This is a genomic window from Actinocorallia sp. API 0066 (genome assembly GCF_020991275.1).
Lineage (GTDB): Bacteria > Actinomycetota > Actinomycetes > Streptosporangiales > Streptosporangiaceae > Actinocorallia.
In genome coordinates this window covers 252,435-275,269 of sequence record NZ_JAJLQY010000008.1, presented here as the reverse complement: position 1 = coordinate 275,269, position 22,835 = coordinate 252,435, and the positions used below count along the sequence as shown (strand labels likewise).

The window sequence follows — 22,835 nt, the reverse complement described above, 5'->3', positions numbered from 1 at the left end:
GAAGGGGACACGACATCATGGCCACAGAGGAACGGCTCCGCACCTACCTCAAGCGGGTCACCGCCGAGCTGCACCAGGCCCGCCAGCGGCTGCGCGACGCCGAGGCCGCCCGCTCCGAGCCGATCGCCGTGGTGGCGATGAGCTGCCGCTACCCCGGCGGCGTCGCCTCTCCCGAGGACCTGTGGGAGCTGGTCGCCTCCGGAACCGACGCCATCACGCCGTTCCCCACCGACCGGGGCTGGGACACCGACCGGCTCCACGACCCCGACCCCGACCGTCCGGGCACCACCTACACCCGGCACGGCGGCTTCCTGCACGACGCCGCCCGGTTCGACCCGGCCTTCTTCGACATCAGCCCGCGCGAGGCCCTGGCGATCGACCCGCAGCAGCGGCTGCTGCTGGAGCTGGCCTGGGAGCTGTTCGAACGGTCGGGCCTCGACCCGGCCGTCCTGCGCGGCAGCAGGACCGGCGTTTTCACCGGCGTCATGTACGACGACTACGCCTCCCGGATCCGGCAGGCGCCCGAGGAGCTCGAAGGGTATCTGCGCAGCGGCAGCGCGGGCAGCATCGCCTCGGGCCGGGTCGCCTACACCTTCGGCCTGGAAGGGCCGGCCGTCACCGTGGACACGGCCTGCTCGTCCTCGCTGGTCGCGATGCACCTGGCGGCGCAGTCCCTGCGCGACGGCGACTGCTCGCTGGCGCTGGCGGGCGGCGTCACGGTCATGGCCGGCCCCGGCAGCTTCGTGGAGTTCAGCCGCCAGCGGGGACTGTCCGCCGACGGCCGCTGCCGCGCCTTCTCCGCCGACGCCGACGGCACCGGCTGGGGCGAGGGCGCGGGACTGCTGCTGCTGGAGCGCCTGTCCGACGCGCGCCGCAACGGCCATCCCGTCCTGGCCGTGCTGCGGGCCACCGCCGTCAACCAGGACGGCGCGAGCAGCCGTCTCACCGCGCCCAACGGCCCCGCCCAGCAGCGGGTGATCCGCCAGGCGCTCACGGCCGCCGGTCTCCAGCCGAAGGACGTCGACGCCGTCGAGGCCCACGGCACCGGGACGACGCTCGGCGATCCGATCGAGGCCCAGGCCCTGCTGGAGACCTACGGCAAGGACCGCGACCGGCCCCTGTGGCTCGGCTCGGTGAAGTCGAACCTCGGCCACACCCAGGCCGCGGCGGGCGTCGCCGGAGTCATCAAGATGATCATGGCGCTGCGGCACGAGACCCTCCCCCGCACCCTCCACGCCGACCGGCCGAGCCCCCACGTCGACTGGGAGCGGGGCAGCGTCCGGCTCCTCACCGAGGCCGTCCCGTGGCAGCCCGGCGGCGATCTGCGCCGCGCCGCGGTGTCGTCCTTCGGCATCAGCGGCACCAACGCCCATGTGATCGTCGAGCAGGCGCTGGAGCCGGCCGCGGAGGAGGCCGAGGACGGATCCTCCGTTCCGGCGGCGCCGGGAGTCCTGCCGTTCGTCCTGTCGGCCCGCACCGGCGAGGCCCTCGCCGACCAGGCGGCGCTGCTGCGCGCCCGGATCACCGCCGACCCCGCGCTCGACCCCGCCGACATCGCCTACACCCTGGCGTCCGGACGCGCGGCGCTGGAGCACCGGGCCGTGATCGTCGCCGACGGCCGCGACGGCCTGCTCGCCTCCCTCGACGGTCTGGCCAGGGGCGAGGCCCCCGCGGACACCGCCGTCGGAAAGGCGAACCAGGGCAAGACCGCCTATCTGTTCTCCGGGCAGGGCAGCCAGCGGCCCGGCATGGGCCGCGGGCTCGCGGCGGCGTTCCCCGTCTTCGACCAGGCACTCAACGAGATCGCCGACGCCCTCGACCCGCATCTGGACCGCCCCGTCCGGCGGACGCTCCTGGCCGAGGACGGGACGCTCGACCAGACCGTCCACGCCCAGAGCGCCCTGTTCGCCTTCGAGGTCGCCCTGTACCGGCTCGTCGCCTCCTTCGGGGTCCGCCCCGATCTGCTGCTCGGCCACTCGATCGGCGGGCTGGCCGCCGCGCACGTCGCGGGCGTCCTCACCCTTCCCGACGCGGCCCGGCTGGTCGCCGCGCGCGGCCGGCTGATGCAGGCGGCGCGCTCCGGCGGCGCGATGGTCGCCGTCGAGGCCACCGAGACCGAGGCGCTCGCCGCGCTCGCCGGACGCGAAGGCGAGGTGGCGCTGGCCGCGATCAACGGGCCCGCCTCGCTTGTGCTGTCCGGCGACCGCGAGGCGGTGCTGGAGATCGCCGCCGGATTCGCCGGGCGCGGCCGCCGCACCCGGGAGCTGCGGGTCAGCCACGCCTTCCACTCCCCGCACATGGACTCCGCGCTCGCGGAGTTCGAGCGGATCGCCGCCGAGGTGCCCCACGGCCGACCCGAGATCCCGCTGGTGTCGGATCTGACCGGAGGGCTCGGCGCCGACTTCGGCGAGCCCGGCTACTGGGTCCGGCATCTGCGCGGGACCGTCCGCTTCGCCGACGGAGTCCGCGCGCTGGAGGCCGCGGGTGCCACGACCTTCGTCGAGATCGGTCCCGACGCCGTCCTCACCGCCGCCGTCCGCGAGACGTCCGCCGACGGCACGGCCGTCATAGCCGCCGTCCGCCGCGACCGTCCCGAACCCCGCCAGGTGGTCACGGCGCTGGCCGGGCTCCAGGCGCGCGGCGCACGGCCCGACTGGTCCTCGCTGCTGGACGGCCGCCGCGCCGACCTGCCGACCTACCCCTTCCAGCGCAGACGGCTGTGGATCGACGCCCCCGACGCCGGCGAGCCCGCGACGCTCGGCCTCGCCGTCGGCGGCCACCCGTTCCTCGGCGCGACCGTCCGGCTGGCCGAGGGCGACGGCACCGTGTTCACCGGACGCCTGTCGACCGCGACCGCCCCCTGGCTCGCCCACCACACCGTCGACGGCACGGTCCTGCTGCCCGGAACCGCCTTCCTCGACCTGGCCGCGCACGCCGCGTCCCGCACGGGCGCCGCCGCGGTCGAGGAGCTGACGCTCGGCGCCCCCCTGGCCCTTCCGGCCTCGGGCGGCGTCCTGCTCCAGGTGGTCGTCGGGGCCCGAGGCGACGACGGACGGCGCGAGGTGGCCGTACACTCCCGCCCGGACGACCCCGACGACGACGCGCCCTGGACGCGGCACGCGACCGGGACCCTCACCGAGACCGCCGGGCCCGCGCCCGAGGCCGCCCCCCTCTGGCCGCCCGCCGGGGCCGAACCCGTCGCGATCGACGACCTGTATCCGCGCCTGGCGGGCCTGGGCCTGGACTACGGCCCGTTCTTCCAGGGCGCCACCGCGGCGTGGCGGTCCGGCGACACCCTGTACGTCGAGGCCGAGCTGCCCGCCGACGGCGACGTCCGCGGATACGGCGTCCATCCCGCGCTGCTCGACGCCGTCCTGCATCCGCTCGCCGACGACGGCGGCCCGCTCCGGGTCCCGTTCTCCTGGCACGGGGTCACGGTGCGTCCCGCGGGCACGACCGCGGTCCGCGCGGTCCTGCGCCGCGCCGGCCCCGACGCCTTCGCCCTGGAGGTGTCGGCGCCGGACGGCCGCCCCGTCCTGTCGGCGGAGTCGCTGACGGTCCGCCCGGTCGGCCGGTCCGGCCCCGACGGCCTCCACGAGGTCGTCTGGGCTCCGGCCCCCGCGCTGGCCGGTGAGCATCTGCCCGCCGTCCTGGAGCACCTGCCCGCGGGCGGCCCCGACGCCCCCGCCGCGCACCGCGTGGCCGAGCACGCCCTCGGCGTCCTGCACGAGTGGCTGGCCGGGGACCGCTGGGCCGGCTCCCGGCTGGCGCTCGTCACCCGCGGCGCCACCACCGGGGAGGATCCGGCGCATGCCGCCGTCTGGGGCCTGGTCAGGGCCGCCCAGCTGGAGCATCCCGGCCGCTTCGTCCTCCTCGATCTCGCCGGTGAAGGCAGCGGTTCCCTAGATGCCGCCCTGGCCACCGGCGAACCCCAGCTCGCGCTCCGCGACGGGGCCGTCCTCGTCCCCCGGCTGGCCCGAGCCGCCCCGGCCGCCGAACCGGTGGCGTTCCGCACGGACGGCACGGTCCTGATCACCGGCGGCACCGGGACCCTCGGCGGCCTGCTCGCCCGCCACCTCGTCACCGCCCACGGTATCCGGCACCTCCTGCTCACCAGCAGGCGCGGCACCGACGCACCCGGCGCGACCGACCTGCACGCCGAACTGACCGCCCTCGGCGCCACCGTCACCATCGCGGCCGCCGACACCTCCGATCCCGGCGCGCTCGCCGCCCTGCTGGCGACGGTCCCCGCCGAACACCCGCTCAGCGCCGTGATCCACACCGCGGGCGTCCTGGACGACACCGTCCTCGACGGCCTCACCGCCGACCGGCTCCACACCGTCCTGCTTCCCAAGGCCGGTACCGCCTGGCACCTCCACCAGCAGACCCGGGACGCCGGCCTCACCCACTTCGTCCTGTTCTCCTCCCTCGCCGGGACCCTCGGCGCGGCCGGCCAGGCCAACTACGCGGCCGCCAACGCCTACCTCGACGCCCTCGCCGCCCACCGGCACGCCGAGGGGCTGCCCGCCACCTCGCTCGCCTGGGGGCTGTGGGCCGACACCAGCGAGCTGACCGGGCATCTGGACTCCGTACAGCACGACCGGATCGCCCGGGCAGGACTGCTCCCGCTCGCCGCCCCGGCCGCGCTCGCCCTGTTCGACGCCGCCCTGGACCCCGGCCGTCCAGTGGCCGTCCCGGTCCGGTGGAACCCCCGTGCCCTGCGCGACCAGGTCGGCGCCGGAACGCTGCCGCCGCTGCTGGCGGACCTGGCCCCGGCTCCCTCGCGGCGGGCCGCGGCCCGTCCGGCGGCCGGATCGCTGCGCGAACGGCTGGCCGGGCTCAGCGCCGCCGACCAGGAGCGCCTCACCCTCGATCTGGTCACCGCGCAGATCGCCGCCGTCCTGGGCCACTCCGGCACCGAGGCCGTCGACACCGCGCGGGCGTTCAAGGACCTCGGGTTCGACTCGCTGACCTCGGTGGAGCTCCGCAACCGGCTCGGCGCGGCCAGCGGCCTCGCCCTGCCCGCCACGCTGGTGTTCGACCATCCGACGCCCGTCGCGCTCGCCGCCCGCCTGCGCGAGGAGGCCGCCGCCTCGCCCGCCGGGCCCGCCGTAGTCGCCCGATCGGGAGCCGACCCCGACGAGCCGATCGCGATCGTCGGCATCGGCTGCCGCTACCCCGGCGGCGTCACCGGCCCGGAGCAGCTCTGGGACCTGGTCGTCGGCGGCACCGACGCCATCTCGGAGTTCCCCGCCGACCGCGGCTGGGACCTCGACCGCCTCTACGACGCCGACCCCGCCCACACCGGCACGTCCTATGTCCGGCACGGCGGATTCCTGCACGACGCCGCCGACTTCGACCCGGCGTTCTTCGGCATCTCCCCGCGTGAGGCCGCCGCGATGGACCCCCAGCAGCGGCTGCTGCTGGAGATCTCCTGGGAGGCCGTCGAACGCGCCAGGATCGACCCCGCGGCGCTGCGCGGCACCCGGACCGGCGTGTTCACCGGCGTCATGTACAACGACTACGGCGCGCGGCTGTACCTCAACCGGTCGCCCGAGGACATGGAAGGCTATCTGGGCAACGGCAGCGCGGGCAGCGTCGCCTCGGGCCGGATCGCCTACACGCTGGGCCTCGAAGGGCCCGCCGTCACCGTCGACACCGCCTGCTCCTCCTCCCTCGTGGCCCTGCATCTGGCGGCGCAGGCGCTGCGCAGCGGCGAATGCGACCTCGCCCTGGCCGGCGGCGTCACCGTGATGGCCACTCCGGCGATCTTCGTGGAGTTCAGCCGCCAGCGCGGACTGTCGCGCGACGGCCGCTGCCGGGCGTTCGGCGAGGCCGCCGACGGCACGGGCTGGGGCGAGGGCGCCGGGATCCTCCTGGTCGAACGCCTCTCCGACGCCCAGCGCAACGGGCATCCGATCCTGGCGGTCCTCAAGGGCACGGCCGTCAACCAGGACGGCGCCAGCAACGGGCTCACCGCGCCCAACGGCCCCGCCCAGGAACGCGTCATCCGGCAGGCCCTGGCCAACGCGGGCCTCCAGCCGGGCGACGTCGACGCCGTCGAGGCGCACGGCACCGGCACCTCCCTCGGCGACCCGATCGAGGCCCAGGCCCTGCTGGCCACCTACGGGCGCGACCGCGACAAGCCCCTGTGGCTCGGCTCGCTGAAGTCGAACATCGGCCACACCCAGGCCGCCGCCGGCGTCGGCGGAGTGATCAAGATGATCGGCGCGCTGCGCAACGACCTGTTGCCGCCGACCCTGCACGCCGACCGGCCGTCCCCGCATGTCGACTGGACCGCCGGCGCCGTCCGGCTGCTGACCGAGCCCGTCCCGTGGACCGCGAACGGCCGTCCGCGGCGCGCCGCGGTCTCCTCCTTCGGCATCAGCGGCACCAACGCCCACGTCATCGTCGAGCAGGCCCCCGAGCCCGCCGAGATCCCGGCCGCCGAGCCCGTCGCGGGACCGCTGCCGTTCGTGCTGTCCGCACCGGACGAGGCGGGCCTGGTCGACCGGGCGTCGTTGCTGGCCGACCTGCTGGCCGCTGCGCCCGGCACCGATCCGGCGCGTGTCGCGGCCTCGCTCGCCACGACCCGCGCCTCGCTGCGGCACCGGGCCGTCGTCCTCGGTGAGGACCGCGACGAGCTCCACGCCGGGCTGCGGGCCTTGGCCGAGGGCGTTCCGGCCCCCACCGTGATCACGGGCTCCGCGGGCCCCGCCGGGCGGACCGTGTTCGTCTTCCCCGGCCAGGGTTCCCAGTGGACGGGCATGGCGACCGCGCTGCTGGCCGACTCGCCGGTGTTCCGCGCGGCCTTCACCGCCTGCGCCGAGACCCTCGACCCCTACCTGGACGTGCCGGCCGCCGAGGCGCTCACCGACGAGGCCGCGCTGCGCCGCGTCGAGATCGTGCAGCCGGTCCTGTTCGCGGTGATGGTCGCGCTCGCCCGGCTCTGGGAGCACCAGGGGGTGCGCCCCGACGCCGTCGTCGGCCACTCCCAGGGCGAGATCGCCGCCGCGCACATCGCGGGCGCGCTCGACCTCGGCGACGCCGCCCGGATCGTCGCGCTGCGCAGCAGGGCACTGGTCGGCCTCGCCGGCGGCGGGGCGATGGCCTCGGTGTCGCTGCCCGCCGGCACCGTCCGGCAGCGGCTGACCGGTGACGGCGTCGCCGTGGCCGCCGTGAACGGCCCCGCCTCGACGGTCGTGTCGGGCGACCCCGCCGCGATCGCGGAGCTGCTGGCGGCGCTGGAGTCCGAAGGGATACAGGCCCGCCGGATCGCGGTCGACTACGCCTCGCACTCCCCGCAGGTCGAGGCCGTGCGGGACGATCTGCTGGCCGCGCTCGGGCCGATCGCCCCGCGCCCGCCGCGGATCCCGCTGTACTCGACCGTCACCGGCGCCCCCTTCGAGGAGCTCGACGCCGCCTACTGGTACCGGAACCTGCGCGAACCCGTCGAACTCGACCGGACGGTCGGAGCGCTCCTGTCCGACGGACACACCCTGTTCGTCGAGGTCAGCCCGCACCCGGTGCTGCTGGGGGCGGTCCAGGACACGATCGCGGCCGCCGAACGCACCGCCGCCGTGGTGGGCACCCTGCGCCGTGACGAGGGCGGGATCCGCCGGTTCCTGACCTCCGCGGCGACCGCCCACACCCTGGGCGCCCCGGTCGACTGGGCGCTGCCCGCGGGCCCCCTGGTCGATCTGCCCACCTCGCCGTTCCGCCGTTCCCGGTTCTGGATCGACGCGCCCGTCTCCGACGCCGACGTCGGCTCCGCCGGTCTCGACGTGCCCGGGCACGCGCTGCTGGCCGCCGGGGTCCGTCCCGCCGAGGACGACGGCGCGCTGTTCACCGGCCGGATCTCGGCGCAGGCCCAGCCCTGGCTGGCCGACCATCTCGTGGCCGGCACCCCGCTGGTGCCGGGCGCGGCGCTGGTCGATCTCGCGGTCGCCGCGGGCGACCAGGTGGGCGCACCGCACCTGGCCGAACTCACCCTGGAGAGCCCGCTCAGCGCGGCCGTCCCGACCCGGCTCCAGGTCGCCGTCGCCGCCCCGGACGCCGACGGCGCCCGGCGGATCACCGTCCACTCCCGTACCGACGGCTCCGGCTGGCTCCGGCACGCCACCGGGCTGCTCACCGCCGCCGAGCCGGGTGAGCCCGCCGCCGAGAACGGCGTGTGGCCGCCGCCCGGTGCCGAGCCGATCGATCTGGCCGGCCACTACGACGCCCTGGCCGGGCTCGGCCTGGACTACGGCCCGCTGTTCCAGGGCCTGCGGGCCGCCTGGCGGTCCGGCTCCGACATCCTGGCCGCCGCGGCCCTGCCCGACGGCACCGACGTCGCCGGGTACGGCCTGCACCCCGCCCTCCTGGACGCGGTCCTGCACGCCGCCGGCCTGACCGGCACGGCCGCCTCCGAGCTGCGGCTGCCGTTCGCTTGGACGGGCGTCACCCTGCACGCCACCGGGGCGACCTCGCTCCGCGCCCGGATCACGCCCACCGGAGCCGACACGGTCGCCCTCGCCCTCACCGACCCCGAGGGCGCGCCGGTCGCCACCGTCGCCTCGCTGACCGTCCGCGCCATCGACCCGGCCGCGCTGCGCACCGCGCCGACACCGCCCGACTCCCTGTTCACCCCCGCCTGGACGCCGCTGCCCCCGGCGCTGAACAGCGAACCGGCGGGCGAACCATCTTGGACGGCCGTCGCCGACCTCGACGGCCTCGGCCCCGATCTGCCCTCCGCCGTCCTGGTCGAGATCGGCGGCCCGGCCGCGGACTCCGCCGGGGTCCATGCGGCCGCCGCCCGGGCCCTCGACCTGATCCACCGCTGGCTCGCCGACGACCGGTCCACCGCCTCGCGCCTGGTGCTGCTCACCCGGGGCGCGGTCGCGACCGCGCCCGGCGAGAGCGTGCCCGACCTGGGCGGCGCCGCCGTCTGGGGCCTGGTCAGGGCCGCCCAGTCCGAGCAGCCCGACCGGTTCGTCCTGCTCGATCTGGACGCCACCGGCCTCGACCATGTCGAGGCGGCGCTGGCCACCGGTGAACCGCAGGCCGCGATCAGGGACGGCCGCGTCCACGTGCCGCGGCTCCAGCGCACCGGCGACGAGGGCCTGCTGCGCCCGCCCGCCGACGAGGGGGCCTGGCGGTTGAAGCTGACCGGTTCGGGCGTCCTGGAGGGCGTCTCCCTCGACGCCGGCCCCTCGGCCGGCACCCCGCTGGAGCCGCACGAGGTCAGGGTCGCCCTGCGCGCCTCCGGCCTCAACTTCCGCGACGTCCTGCTGGCCCTCGGGATGGTCCCCGACGACGCCCGCCCGCTCGGCGGCGAAGCCGCGGGAGTCGTGGTCGAGATCGGCTCGGACATCACCGACCTGCGCCCCGGCGACCGGGTCATGGGCCTGATGTCCGGCGGGATCGGCCCGGTCACCCGCACCGACCGCGCCCTCATCGTGCCGATGCCGACGCGCTGGTCGTTCGCGCAGGCCGCCGCCGCGCCCGTGGTGTTCATGACCGCCTACTACGGACTGGTCGATCTCGCCCAGGTCCGTCCGGGCGAGACGCTGCTCGTCCACGCGGCGGCGGGCGGGGTCGGCCTGGCCGCCACCCGGCTCGCCCGCCACTGGGGCGTCGAGGTCGTCGGCACCGCCAGCCCCGGCAAGTGGGACGCCCTGCGCGCCGAAGGCCTCACCGACGCCGGCATCGCCAACTCCCGCACCCTCGCCTTCGAGGACCACTTCCGGGACGCCGGCATCGACGTCGTCCTCAACTCCCTCGCCGGGGAGTTCGCCGATGCGACCCTGCGGCTGCTGCGGCCGGGCGGCCGGTTCCTGGAGATGGGCAAGACCGACATCCGGGTCCCCGAGGAGGTCGCCGCGGTCCATCCGGGCGTCCACTACCAGGCCTTCGACCTGCTGGACGCCGGGACCCCGCGCATCCAGGAGATCCTCGGCGAGCTCCGGGAGCTGTTCGAGTCCGGGGCGGTGGCGCCGCTGCCCGTCACCGCCTGGGACGTCCGCCGCGCCCCCGAGGCGATCCGCCATCTCAGCCGCGCCCGCCAGATCGGCAAGGTCGTCCTGACCCTGCCCGTTCCGCTCGCCGCCGAGGGGACGGTCCTGATCACCGGCGGCACCGGCACGCTCGGCCGGGCACTGGCCCGGCATCTCGTGACCAACCACGGGGTCCGGCACCTCCTGCTGACCGGCCGCCGGGGCCTGGCCGCCGACGGCGCGGAGGAACTCGTCGCCGAGCTGTCCGGGCACGGGGCGCACGTGCGGGTCGCCGCCTGCGACACCGCCGACCGCGACGCCCTGGCCGGGCTGCTGGCCTCGGTGCCGGCCGGGCATCCGCTGACGGCGGTCGTCCACGCGGCGGGCGTCCTGGACGACGGGGTGGTGACCGCGCTGACCCCCGACCGGCTCGACCGGGTCCTCCGGCCCAAGATCGACTCAGCGCTCCATCTGCACGAGCTGACCGAGCCCCTGGATCTCGCCGCGTTCGTGCTGTTCTCCTCTGCCGCGGGCAGCCTCGGCGCCCCCGGCCAGGCCAACTACGCGGCCGCCAACGCCGCGCTCGACGCCCTGGCCGTCCGGCGGAGGCACGCCGGGCTGCCCGCCCAGTCCCTGGCCTGGGGACTGTGGGCGGAGGCCAGCGGGATGACCGGGCATCTGGCCGGAGCGGACCTGGAACGCCTGACGCGCGGCGGGTTCGCGCCCCTGGAGACCAAGGAGGGGCTGGCCCTGTTCGACCTGGCGTCCCGGCGTGACGAGCCGGTGCTGGTGCCGATCAGGATCGAACCGTCGGCGCTGCGTGCCTCCCCGGTTCCGCCGCTGCTGCGCGGCCTGGCCGGCGCGCCCGTCCGGCGGGTCGCCGGGGGCGCCGCCGCACCGGGCCGGGCCGGGCTGGCCGAACGGCTCGCCGCCCTGCCCGTTCCGGAGCGGCGCAAGGTGCTGCTCGATCTGGTGCGCGCCGAGAGCGCCGCCGTCCTCGGGCACACCGCGCCCGCCGCCGTCGAGGAGGACCGGCCGTTCAAGGAGCTCGGGTTCGACTCCCTGTCGGCGGTCGAGTTCCGCAACCGCCTCAACACCGCGACGGGGCTGCGGCTGCCCGCGACGGCTGTGTTCGACCATCCGACGCCCGCTGCGCTCGCCGCGCTCCTTGAGGCCGAGCTCGTCCCGGCCGACGCCGATCCGGGCGCCCCGGTCCTGGCCGACCTCGACCGGCTCGACTCCGCCCTGACCGCCCTCACCGCCGGGACCCGCGACCGCATCGGCCCCCGCCTGCGCGCCTTCCTCCGCAAGTGGGAGGGCGACCAGCCGGCGGACGGCGAGGACTCCGACCTGGACACCGCCGACGACGACGAGCTGATGCTCGCCCTGGAGAACGAACTCGGCCTCACCTGACCCGACGCCCGACTCCGCGCCGCCCAGACCCGGCACGACCCAGAAGTGGATGGCCATGCTCTCTGACGACAAGGTCCGCGACTACCTCAAGCGCGCCACGACCGACCTGCGCCAGGCGCGGCGCCGCCTGCAGGAGCTTCAGGCGCGCGACTCCGAGCCGATCGCGATCGTCGGGATGGCCTGCCGGTTCCCCGGCGGGGTCGCCTCCCCGCAGGATCTGTGGCGGCTGCTGGAGGAGGGCGGCGACGCGATCGGCCCGTTCCCCGAGGACCGCGGCTGGGACGCCGAGGCGCTGTTCGACCCCGATCCCGACGTCCCCGGCCGCACCTACACCCGGCGCGGCGGTTTCCTCGACGGCGCGGACCGGTTCGACGCCGACCTGTTCGGGCTGAGCCCGCGCGAGGCCGCCGCGACCGATCCCCAGCAGCGGCTGCTGCTGGAGGTCGCGTGGGAGACGCTGGAGAACGCCCGGATCGACCCCAAGTCGTTGACGGGCAGCAGAACCGGGGTGTTCGTCGGGGCGATCGCCCAGGACTACGCGCCCCGGCTCGGCTCGGTGCCCGAGGACGTCGAGGGTTATCTGCTGACCGGCAACACCACGAGCGTCGCCTCGGGCCGGCTGTCCTACACCTTCGGCCTCGAAGGGCCGGCCATCACGATCGACACGGCCTGCTCCTCCTCGCTGGTCGCGCTACATCTGGCCGTCCAGGCGCTGCGGCGCGGGGAGTGCTCGCTCGCTCTGGCGGGCGGGGTCACGGTGATGGCCGGCCCGGCCCTGTTCGTGGAGTTCAGCCGCCAGCGGGGCCTTTCGCCCGACGGCCGCTGCCGGTCGTTCGCGGCGGGCGCCGACGGCACCGGATTCGGTGAGGGCGTCGGCCTGCTGCTGGTGGAGCGGCTGTCCGACGCCCGCCGCAACGGCCATCAGGTCCTGGCGGTGCTGCGCGGCACCGCCGTCAACCAGGACGGCGCCAGCAACGGGCTGACCGCGCCCAACGGGCCGTCCCAGCAGCGGGTGATCGAGGCGGCCCTGGCCGACGCGGGCCTGGCACCCGGTGACGTCGACGCTGTCGAGGCCCACGGCACCGGCACCACCCTGGGCGACCCCATCGAGGCGCAGGCGCTGCTGGCGGCCTACGGGGGCGAGCGCCCGACCCCGCTGTGGCTGGGGTCGATCAAGTCGAACATCGGCCACACCCAGGCGGCGGCCGGCGTCGCGGGCATCATCAAGACCGTTCTGGCGCTGCGGCACGGCAGGCTGCCCCGCACCCTGCACGTGGACGAGCCGACCCCGCACGTCGACTGGAGCGCCGGGGCCGTCCGCCTCCTCACCGCCGAGACCTCCTGGCCCGACCACGACCGGCCGCGCCGGGCGGCCGTCTCCTCCTTCGGCGTCAGCGGCACCAACGCCCATGTCATCCTCGAACAGGCCCCGGCCGCGCAGGAGGCGGAGGAGGCCGAGACCCCGGAGCCGGTCCCGCTCGCCGGGCCGGTGACCTGGGTGCTGTCGGGCCGCGACGAGGCGACCCTGCGGGACCAGGCCGGACGGCTGCGGGCATGGCTGGCAGACCGGCCGGACCTGGCCGCCGCCGATGTGGCGTTCTCGCTGGCCACCACCCGCACGGTGCTCGGACGCCGCGCGGCGGTCCTGGCCGGGGACCCGCGGGAGGCCCTCGCCGGGCTGGCCGCGCTGGCCGCCGGCGAACCCGCGCCGCAGGTCGTCACCGGCACCCCTGTCAGGGGCGGGACCGCGGTCCTGTTCTCCGGCCAGGGCAGCCAGCGGCCCGGGATGGGCCGGGAGCTCCACGCGGCGTTCCCCGTGTTCGCCGAGGCCCTCGACGCGATCGCCGAACGGCTCGATCCGCTGCTCGACCGGCCGCTGCGCGCGGTCATGTTCGCCGAGCCCGGCACCCCGGACGCGGCCCTGCTCGACCAGACCCGCTACACCCAGCCCGCGCTGTTCGCCTTCGAGGTGGCCCTCTACCGGCTGGTCTCCTCGTGGGGGCTGCGACCGGACCGTCTCATCGGCCACTCGGTGGGCGAGGTGGCCGCCGCGCACGTCGCGGGCGTCCTCGACCTCGACGACGCCTGCACGCTGGTCGCCGCGCGCGCCCGCCTCATGCAGAGCGCCCGCCCCGGCGGCGCCATGGTCGCGATCCGGGCGGACGAGCAGGCGGTGCGGGCCGAGCTGACGGACGGCGTCGTGATCGCCACGATCAACGGGCCGGACGCCGTCGTGATCTCCGGTGACGAGGACGCGGTGTCCCGGGTCGCCGACCGGCTGGCCGCCCTCGGGCACCGGACCCGCAGGCTCCAGGTCAGCCACGCCTTCCACTCTCCGCACATGGATCCGATCCTGGCGGAGTTCGGCGCGGTCGCGGCGGGCCTGACCTACCGCGAACCCGCCCTGCCGGTGATCTCCAACGTCACCGGAGAGGTTGCGACGGAGCTCACCTCGCCGGACTACTGGGTGCGGCACATCCGGGAGGCCGTCCGGTTCCACGACGGCCTGCGGACCCTGCGCGCCCTGGGCACCGCCCGGTTCCTGGAGGTCGGGCCGGACTCCGCCCTCACCTCGCTGGGCCGTCAGGGCGACGACGAGGCGCTGTTCGTGCCCGCCGTCCGCAAGGACCGGGCCGAGGACGCGGGCGTCCGCGCCGCGTTCGCCCGGCTCCGGCTGGCCGGGGCGGTGCCGCTGTGGCCCGCCGAGGCGACGGCCTCCGCCGTCGACCTGCCGACCTACGCCTTCCGCCCGGACCGGCACCGCATCGAGGCGCGGCCCGGCACGGGCGACCTGGGCGCGGCGGGCCTGGCCGAGGCAGGGCATCCCGTGCTCGCCGCCGTCCTCGCCCCCGCCGGCTCGGACGACCTGCTCCTCACCGGCCGGCTGTCGGCCCGCACCCACCCGTGGCTGACCGGCCACACGATCGCCGGGACGGTCCTGTTCCCCGGCACCGGCCTGGTCGACCTCGCGCTGCGGGCCGGGGCGGAGGCGGGCGCCGGCCGCATCGACGAGCTCACCCTGGAGAGCCCGCTCCTCGTCCCCGCCGACGGCGCGATCCGGGTCCAGGTCCGGGTGGGCGGCCCCGACCCGTCCGGCCGCCGCTCCCTCACCGTCCACTCCCGTCCCGAGGACGCCCCGCACGACACCCCGTGGACCCGCAACGCCACCGGCGACCTCCACGCCGACACCGCCCCCGCCGACGCTTTCCCCGCGATCTGGCCGCCGGAGGGCGCCGAACCCGTCACCGTCGACGATCTCTACGAGCGGCTCGCCGCCGCCGGAGCCCGCTATGACGGGGCGTTCCGGGGGCTGCGCGCTGCATGGCGGCTCGACGGCGCGGTCTACGCCGAGGTCGCGCTGCCCGACGACGCGGACGTCACCGGGTTCGGCCTGCATCCCGCGCTCCTGGACTCCGCCCTGCACTCCCTGGCGCTGCTCGACCCCGGCGTCGCCGATTCCCGGGTCGCGCTGCCCTTCTCGTGGTCGGGGGTGGCCCTGCACGCCGAGGGCGCCACCGGGCTGCGGGTCAGGCTGGCCCCCGCCGGGCCCGACGCTGTCACCCTGAGCGCCGCCGACCCCGCGGGCGCACCGGTCGTCACGGTGGCGTCGCTGGCCCTGCGCCGCATCGACGCCGACCACTTCGCCCCGGCCAGGCCGCGCGGCGACGCCTCCTTCCGCGAGACCTGGACCGAGATCCCCGCCGCGGCCGAACCGGTGACCACGGCGGTGCTCGACCGGGATCTCGAAGCGCTGGCGGGCGACGTTCCGGACGTGGTGCTGCTGCCCGTCCGGGCGGGCTCCCCCGATCGGACCCGCGAGGTCCTGAACCGGACGCTGAGCGCCGTGACCGCCTTCCTCGCCGACGAGCGGTTCGCCCGCTCCCGGCTCGCGATCCTCACCCGGGGCGCGGTCGCCGTCCTTCCCGGCGAGCGCCCGGCCGACCCCGCGGCCGCACCCGTGTGGGGCCTGGTGCGCTCCGCCCAGTCGGAGAACCCCGACCGGCTCGTCCTGCTCGACCTCGACGGCACGCCGGACGAGTGGGCCGCCGCCCTCCTCGGCTCGGGCGAACCGCAGATCGCCGTGCGCGGCGGCACCGGCTACGCGCCCCGCCTGGCCCGCCTCCACCCCGCCGACGCCCTGACGGCCCCCGACGGGCCGTGGCTGCTGGAGGCCGACGGCACCGGCACCCTCGACGGGATCGTCCCCGTCGCCGTGACGGCGGCACCCCCGGGCCCGGGCGAGGTGCGGGTCGCGGTGCGGGCGATCGGGCTGAACTTCCGCGACGTCCTCATCGCCCTCGGCGTCTACCCGGGGGCCGCGCCGCTCGGCGGCGAGGCCGCCGGGATCGTGGCGGAGGTCGGCCCGGACGTCACCACGCTGCGGCCGGGCGACCGGGTGACGGGCCTGTTCACCGGCGCCATGGGCCCCTACGCCACCACCGACCGGCGCCTGCTCGCGCCCGTCCCCGAAGGCTGGACCTTCGCGCAGGCGGCCGCCGTGCCGATCGTCTTCCTCACCGCCTACTACGCGCTGCACGATCTGGCCCGCGCCCGGCCGGGCGAGCAGGTGCTGATCCATTCGGCGGCGGGCGGGGTCGGCCTAGCGGCCGTCCAGCTCGCCCGGCATCTGGGCCTGGCGGTCCACGGCACGGCGAGCCCCGGCAAATGGGGGGCGCTCGCGGAGTTCGGCCTGGACGCCGGCCGGCTGTCGTCGTCGCGGACCCTGGAGTTCGAGGAGCGGATCACCCGGGCCACCGGCGGCCGCGGCGTCGACATCGTGCTGAACTCCCTCGCCGGGGAGTTCATCGACGCCTCCCTGCGGCTGCTGCCGCGCGGCGGGCGGTTCGCCGAGATGGGCAAGACCGATCTGCGTGACCGCGACGAGCTCGCGGCCGCCCATCCGGGCGTGGAGTATCTGCCGTTCGACCTCGGTGAGGCCGGACCCGACCGGATCGCGGAGATGCTCGCCGAGATCCTGGACCTGTTCGCCGCCGGGGTGCTCCGGCCGCTCCCGGTGGCGGTCTGGGATCTGCGCCAGGCCCGCGAGGCGTTCCGCTACCTCGGCCAGGCCCGTCAGATCGGCAAGGTCGTCCTGACCCTCCCGCCCGCGCTCGACCCGGCGGGGACGATCCTGGTCACCGGCGGCACCGGCACGCTCGGCGGGCTCCTCGCCCGGCATCTGGTGACCGTCCACGGGGCCCGGCGGCTGCTGCTCACCGGGCGGCAGGGCACCGGGGCCGGGTCCCTGGTCGAGGAGCTGGCCGGGCTCGGCGCGGAGGTGAGCGTCGCGGCCTGCGACGTCGCCGACCGGGACGCCCTCGCCGCGCTGCTCGCCGCGATCCCGGCCGAGCACCCGCTGACCGCCGTGGTCCACGCCGCGGGCGTCACCCGCGACGGCACACTCGCCTCGCTGACCGCCGAGACCCTCGACGAGGTGCTCCGCCCCAAGCTCGACGGCGCCCGCCACCTCGACGAGCTGACCGCGGGCCTGGACCTCGCCGCGTTCGTGACCTTCTCCTCGGTCGCCGGGATCCTCGGCAATCCGGGCCAGGCCAACTACGCCGCCGCCAACGCCTTCCTCGACGCGCTGGCCATCGACCGCAAAGCGCGCGGACTGCCCGCGACGTCGATCGCCTGGGGCCTGTGGGCGGCCTCCAGCACGCTGACCGGCGCCCTCGGCGACGCCGGCACCGCCCGGATCGCCCGCGGCGGGCTGCTGCCGCTGCCCTCCGAGGAGGCGCTCGCCCTGTTCGACACGGCGCTCGCCTCGGGCATCCCGGCCGTGGTCGCGGCCAAGTTCTCGCTGCCCGCCACGGCCGCCGGACCGGTGCCGCCGCTTCTGCGCGGGCTGGTCAGGGCACCGCTGCGGCGGGCGTCCGCCGCCGGATCCGGGCTCGGCTCCCGGCTCGCCTCCGCCGCGCCTGCCGAACGGCTGCGGATCGTCCTCGATCTGGTGCGCGAGGAGTGCGCGGCCGTCCTCGGCCATGCCTCAGCCGAGGCGATCGGGGCCGACCGGGCGTTCCGGGACCTGGCGTTCGACTCGCTGACCGGGGTGGAGCTGCGCAACCGGCTGAACGGCGCGACCGGGCTGCGCCTGTCGGCGACGGTCGTGTTCGACCATCCGACGCCCGCGGCGCTGGCCGCCCATCTGGTCGCCGAGCTGACGGGCGCGGTGCCCGAGGCCCCGGTCGCCGTCCGCGCCACCGGCCGGGACGACGACCCGATCGCGGTCGTCTCGATGGGCTGCCGCCTGCCGGGCGGCGTCGGCTCGCCGGAGGACCTGTGGGCGCTGCTGGCGGCCGGGACCGACACCACCGGGCCGTTCCCGGCCGACCGCGGCTGGAACCTCGACGCCCTCTTCCACCCCGACCCCGACCATCCCGCCACGACCTACACCCGCCACGGCTCGTTCCTGTACGACGCCGCCCGCTTCGACCCGGCCTTCTTCGGCATCTCGCCGCGTGAGGCCATCGCGATGGACCCGCAGCAGCGGCTCCTGCTGGAGACCACCTGGGAGACCCTGGAACGGGCCGGGATCGACCCCACCTCGCTGCGCGGCACCGCGACCGGCGTGTTCGCGGGGGTGGTGTCCCAGGACTACGCCCCCCGCATCCACGAGGTGAGCCCCTCGCTGGAGGGCTATCTGATGACCGGCAACGCCACCAGCGTCGCCTCGGGGCGGCTCGCCTACACCTTCGGGTTCGAGGGCCCCGCGATCACGGTCGACACGGCCTGCTCCTCCTCCCTGGTCGCGATGCACCTGGCCGCGCAGGCCCTGCGGACCGGTGAATGCGATCTGGCGCTGGCCGGAGGGGCGATGGTGATGGCGACGCCGGCCCTGTTCGTGGAGTTCAGCCGCCAGCGCGGTCTCTCGCCCGACGGACGCTGCCGCTCCTTCAGCGCCGACGCCGACGGCACCGGCTGGGGCGAAGGGGTCGGCCTGCTCCTCCTGGAACGGCTGTCGGACGCCCGGCGCAACGGGCACCCGATCCTGGCGGTCCTCAAGGGATCGGCCGTCAACCAGGACGGCGCCAGCAACGGCCTCACCGCACCCAACGGACCCTCCCAACAGCGCGTCATCCGCCAAGCCCTCGCCAACGCGGGCCTGAAGCCGAGCGAGGTCGACGCCGTCGAGGCCCACGGCACCGGCACCACCCTGGGCGACCCCATTGAGGCCCAAGCACTCCTCGCCACCTACGGACAGAACCGCGAGACCCCCCTGTGGCTCGGATCCATCAAGTCCAACCTGGGACATTCCGCGGCGGCGGCCGGAGCCTCCGGGGTGATCAAGACGGTGCTGGCGCTGCAGCGCGGGATCCTGCCGCGCACCCTGCACGCCGAGAACGCCTCCCCGCACATCGACTGGGACGCCGGTTCTATCCGCCTGCTCACCGAGGAGACCCCCTGGCCTGACCACGACCGTCCGCGCCGCGCCGCCGTGTCCTCCTTCGGCGTGAGCGGCACCAACGCCCATCTCGTCCTCGAACAGGCCCCCGCGCGGCCCGCACCGGCCCCCGCCCAGGACCCGGACGGCGTCCTGCCCTGGGTGCTGTCGGCCCGGACCGAGCAGGCCCTGCGCGACCAGGCCGGCCGGCTCCACACGCGGCTGGCCGCCGACCCCGGGACGGGCCCCGCCGCCGTCGGCCGGACCCTCGCGGTCTCCCGCGCCTCCTTCGCCCACCGCGCGGTCGTGCTGGGCGCCGACCGGACGACCCTGCTCGACGGCCTCGACGCCCTGCGTTCCGGCCGCGAGGCCCCGCAGCTCCATCAAGGCTCCGGCTCGGGCCGCCCGGTGTTCGTCTTCCCCGGCCAGGGCTCCCAGTGGGTGGGGATGGCCCTCGGCCTGGCCGACGCCTCGCCGGTCTTCGCGGGCCATCTCGACGCCTGCGCGCGGGCGCTCGCCCCGCACACCGGCTGGGACCTGCGCACGGTCCTCGCCGACCCGGCCGCGCTGGAGCGGGTCGACGTCGTCCAGCCGGCGCTGTTCGCCGTCCAGGTGTCCCTGGCCCGGCTCTGGCAGCACCACGGGGTGCGGCCCGCCGCCGTCATCGGCCACTCCCAGGGCGAGATCGCCGCCGCGCATGTGGCCGGCGCCCTCACCCTGGAGGACGCCGCCCGGATCAGCGCGCTGCGCAGCCGGGCCATCACCGCCCTCGCCGGGACCGGCGGCATGGCCTCGATCCTGCTCGCCGCCGACCGCGTCGAGAAGCTGATCGGGCAGTGGCCGGGCCGGATCGGCGTCGCGGCGCTCAACAGCCCCCGCTCGACGGTCGTGTCCGGCGACCCCGACGCGCTGGCCGAGCTCGGCGAGCTGTGCGAGCGGGAGTCGGTGCGGTTCCGCAGGATCCCCGTCGACTACGCCTCGCACTCCCCGCACGTCGAGGCCATCCGGGCGGAGCTGCTGACGCTGCTCGCCGACGTCGACCCGCGCCCCTCCGACATCCCGCTGCACTCCACGGTCACCGGCGCGCCCGTCGACGGCCTCGCTCTGACCGCGGACTACTGGTACCGCAACCTGCGCGAGCCGGTCCGGTTCCACGAGGCCGTCACCGGCCTGCTGGAATCCGGGCACGCCCTGTTCGTCGAGGCCAGCCCGCATCCGGTGCTGACGGCCGCCGTCCAGGAGAGCGCCGATGAGACCGGCGGCCCCGTCGCCGCCCTGGGCACGCTCCGCCGCGACGACGGCGGGCCCGACAGGCTGCTCGCCTCATTGGCCGAGGCCGCCGTCCACGGCGCCGATGCCGACTGGGCGACCGTCCTGGCCCCGGCCGAGCCGGTCGACCTGCCGACCTACCCCTTCCAGCGGGACCGCTACTGGGCGCCGGCGCTGGTCCCGGGCGACCGGGCCGTCTCGGGGCATCCGCTGCTGACCCAGACGACCGACCGGGCCGACGCCGAGGAGGTGCTGTTCACCGGCCGGATCTCCCTCGACACCCATCCGTGGCTGGCCGACCACGCCGTCCACGACACCGTCCTGCTGCCGGGCACGGCCTTCGTCGACCTCGCCCTGCACGCCGCCGCGCACGCCGGGCTCGACCGGCTCGCCGAGCTGACCCTGGAGAACCCGCTGGTCCTGCCCCGCTCGGGCGCCGTCCGGCTCCAGGTCGTCCTCGCCGGGCCCGGCGAGGACGGAACCCGCGCGGTGACGGTGCACTCCCGGAGCGACGACGGCCCCTGGACCCGGCACGCGACGGGTGAGCTGGCCGAAGGGACGGCCTTCGCCCGGCCGCTGGGCGCCTGGCCGCCGCCCGGCGCCGAACCCGTCGACGTCGCCGCCGGGTACGCCCGGCTGGCCGATCTGGGGTACGGCTACGGACCGGTCTTCCAGGGGCTGCGGGCGGCCTGGCGGCACGGCGGGGATCTGTACGCCGAGGTGGCTCTGCCCGAGACCGCCGATCCGGCCGGCCATACGGCGCATCCGGCGCTGCTGGACGCCGCCCTGCACGTCGCAGCGTTCGCCGGCGGCGACCCCGGCGGCCCCCGGCTGCCGTTCGCGTGGACCGACGTCGCCTGGCACCGTCCGGGAACCCGGGGGCTGCGGGTGCGGCTGTCGCCGGTCGACGGCGACGCCTTCACCCTCGACCTCGCCGACGAGGACGGCGCCCCGATCGGCTCGGTCGGAGCGCTGGCCACCCGGGCGATCCCGGCCGACCGGCTGGCGCTGCTCGGGGGCGGGCCCCCGCTCCTGCGCCTCGGCTGGCGGCCCCTCGCCGCCGGCCCCGCCACCGCCGGGGCACCCGCCCACGACGTGGTGACGCTGCGGTCCGAGGGCTCCGGCGAGGAGGCGGCGCACGAACTGGCCGTCCGGGCCCTCGCCCTCGTCCAGGACAGGCTCGCCGACGACCGGAAGACGGGGACCCCCCTGGTGCTGGTCACACGGGGCGCGGTGAGCGTCGCGGGCGAGCCCGTCGCCGACCTGGCGGCCTCGGTGGTGTGGGGCCTGGTCAGATCGGCGCAGGCCGAGGAGGCCGGCCGGCTCGTCCTGGTCGATCTCGACGACCCGGAGACCGGAGGCGACGCCCTCACCGCGGCCGTCGCGTCCGGCGAACCGCAGCTGGCGATCCGGGACGGCGCGCTCCTGGTCCCGCGGATCACCAGGGCCGATCCGCCCGCCGATCCGGCACCGGGCTTCCGTGACGGCGCGACCGTTCTGATCACCGGCGGCACCGGCGCGCTCGGCGGCCTGCTCGCCCGGCACCTCGTCACCGCCCACGGCGTCCGGCACCTCCTGCTCACCAGCAGGCGCGGCCCCGACGCCCCGGGCGCCGCCGGCCTCCACGCCGACCTCACCGCGCTCGGCGCCACCGTCACCATCACCGCGGCCGACACCTCCGATCCCGGCACCCTCGCAGGACTGCTGGCCACGATCCCCGGCGAGCATCCCCTCGGCGCGGTCTTCCACACCGCGGGCGTCCTCGACGACGCCACGCTGGCCTCGCTCACCCCCGAACGGCTGCGCCCCGTCCTCGCTCCGAAGGCCGACACCGCCTGGCGGCTGCACCGGCTCACCGAGCACCTCGACCTGACCCACTTCGTCCTGTTCTCCTCCCTGGCCGGCACTCTCGGCACCCCGGGCCAGGCCAACTACGCCGCCGCCAACTCCTACCTCGACGCCCTCGCCGCGCACCGGCACGCCCTCGGGCTGCCCGCCACCTCGCTGGCCTGGGGGTTCTGGGCGACGGACGGCGGCATGACCGGCCATCTCGACCAGGACGACCTCGGCCGGGTGGGGCGCGGCGGCATCGCGCCGCTCACTCCCGAAGAGGGGCTCGCCCTGCTGGAGGCGGCGCTGGCGGACGGCGCCGCGACGGCCGTCCCGGCCCGGCTCGACCGGGCGGGACTGCGCGCCCAGGCCGAGGCGGGCCTGCTGCCCGCGGTCCTCGCCGACCTGGTCCGGGTGCCCTCCTCGGCCGGGACGAGCAGGGCGGAGCCGCTGGCGGAGCGGCTGGCGCGCCTGGAACCGCAGGAGCGCCGCAAGGCCGTCCTCGACCTGGTCGGCCTCCAGGTCTCGACCGTCCTCGGCCACCGGACGCCCGGCGCCGTCGACCCCGGCACCGCCTTCCGCGATCTCGGCTTCGACTCGCTGACCGCCGTCGAGCTGCGGAACCGGCTGACCGCGGCGACCGGGCTCAGGCTGCCCGCGACGCTCGTGTTCGACCATCCCAGCCCGGCCGAGCTCGCCGCCCGGCTGGACGAGCTCGCCGCCCCGCCCGCCCGGCCGGTCGCCGCGGACGAGCTCGACCGGCTGGAGCAGGCCCTCGGCACCCCGCCGGACGACGAGTCCGACCGGCTCACCCTGGCCGTCCGGCTGGAGTCCCTCGCGGCCCGGCTGCGCCTGCTCCCGGCGGCCGACGCCGCGGACGACCTCGCCGACGCCTCACCGGAAGAGATGTTCGACCTCATCGACCAGGTCCTCGGCCAGACCTCGGCCTGACCGTTCCCCGG

Annotated in this window: 2 protein-coding genes; both read left to right on the top strand. The window is 76.5% G+C overall.

Annotated elements, in window-relative coordinates; all coding sequences use genetic code 11:
• Nucleotides 1-17: 17 nt before the first annotated feature.
• Nucleotides 18-11,390, top strand: coding sequence for a type I polyketide synthase (locus LO762_RS21470; protein WP_230617648.1), 11,373 nt, complete (start codon nucleotides 18-20; stop codon nucleotides 11,388-11,390).
• Between the two features lie 55 nt (nucleotides 11,391-11,445).
• On the top strand, nucleotides 11,446-22,824 hold the full coding sequence (locus LO762_RS21465; RefSeq protein WP_230617647.1) for a type I polyketide synthase: 11,379 nt from the start codon (nucleotides 11,446-11,448) through the stop codon (nucleotides 22,822-22,824).
• Nucleotides 22,825-22,835: the final 11 nt, after the last annotated feature.

Excerpts from the sequence above, each read along its gene's own strand:
- LO762_RS21470 (WP_230617648.1), top strand. The coding sequence starts at position 18 with ATGGCCACAGAGGAACGGCTCCGCACCTACCTCAAGCGGGTCACCGCC.
- LO762_RS21465 (WP_230617647.1), top strand. The coding sequence starts at position 11,446 with ATGCTCTCTGACGACAAGGTCCGCGACTACCTCAAGCGCGCCACGACC.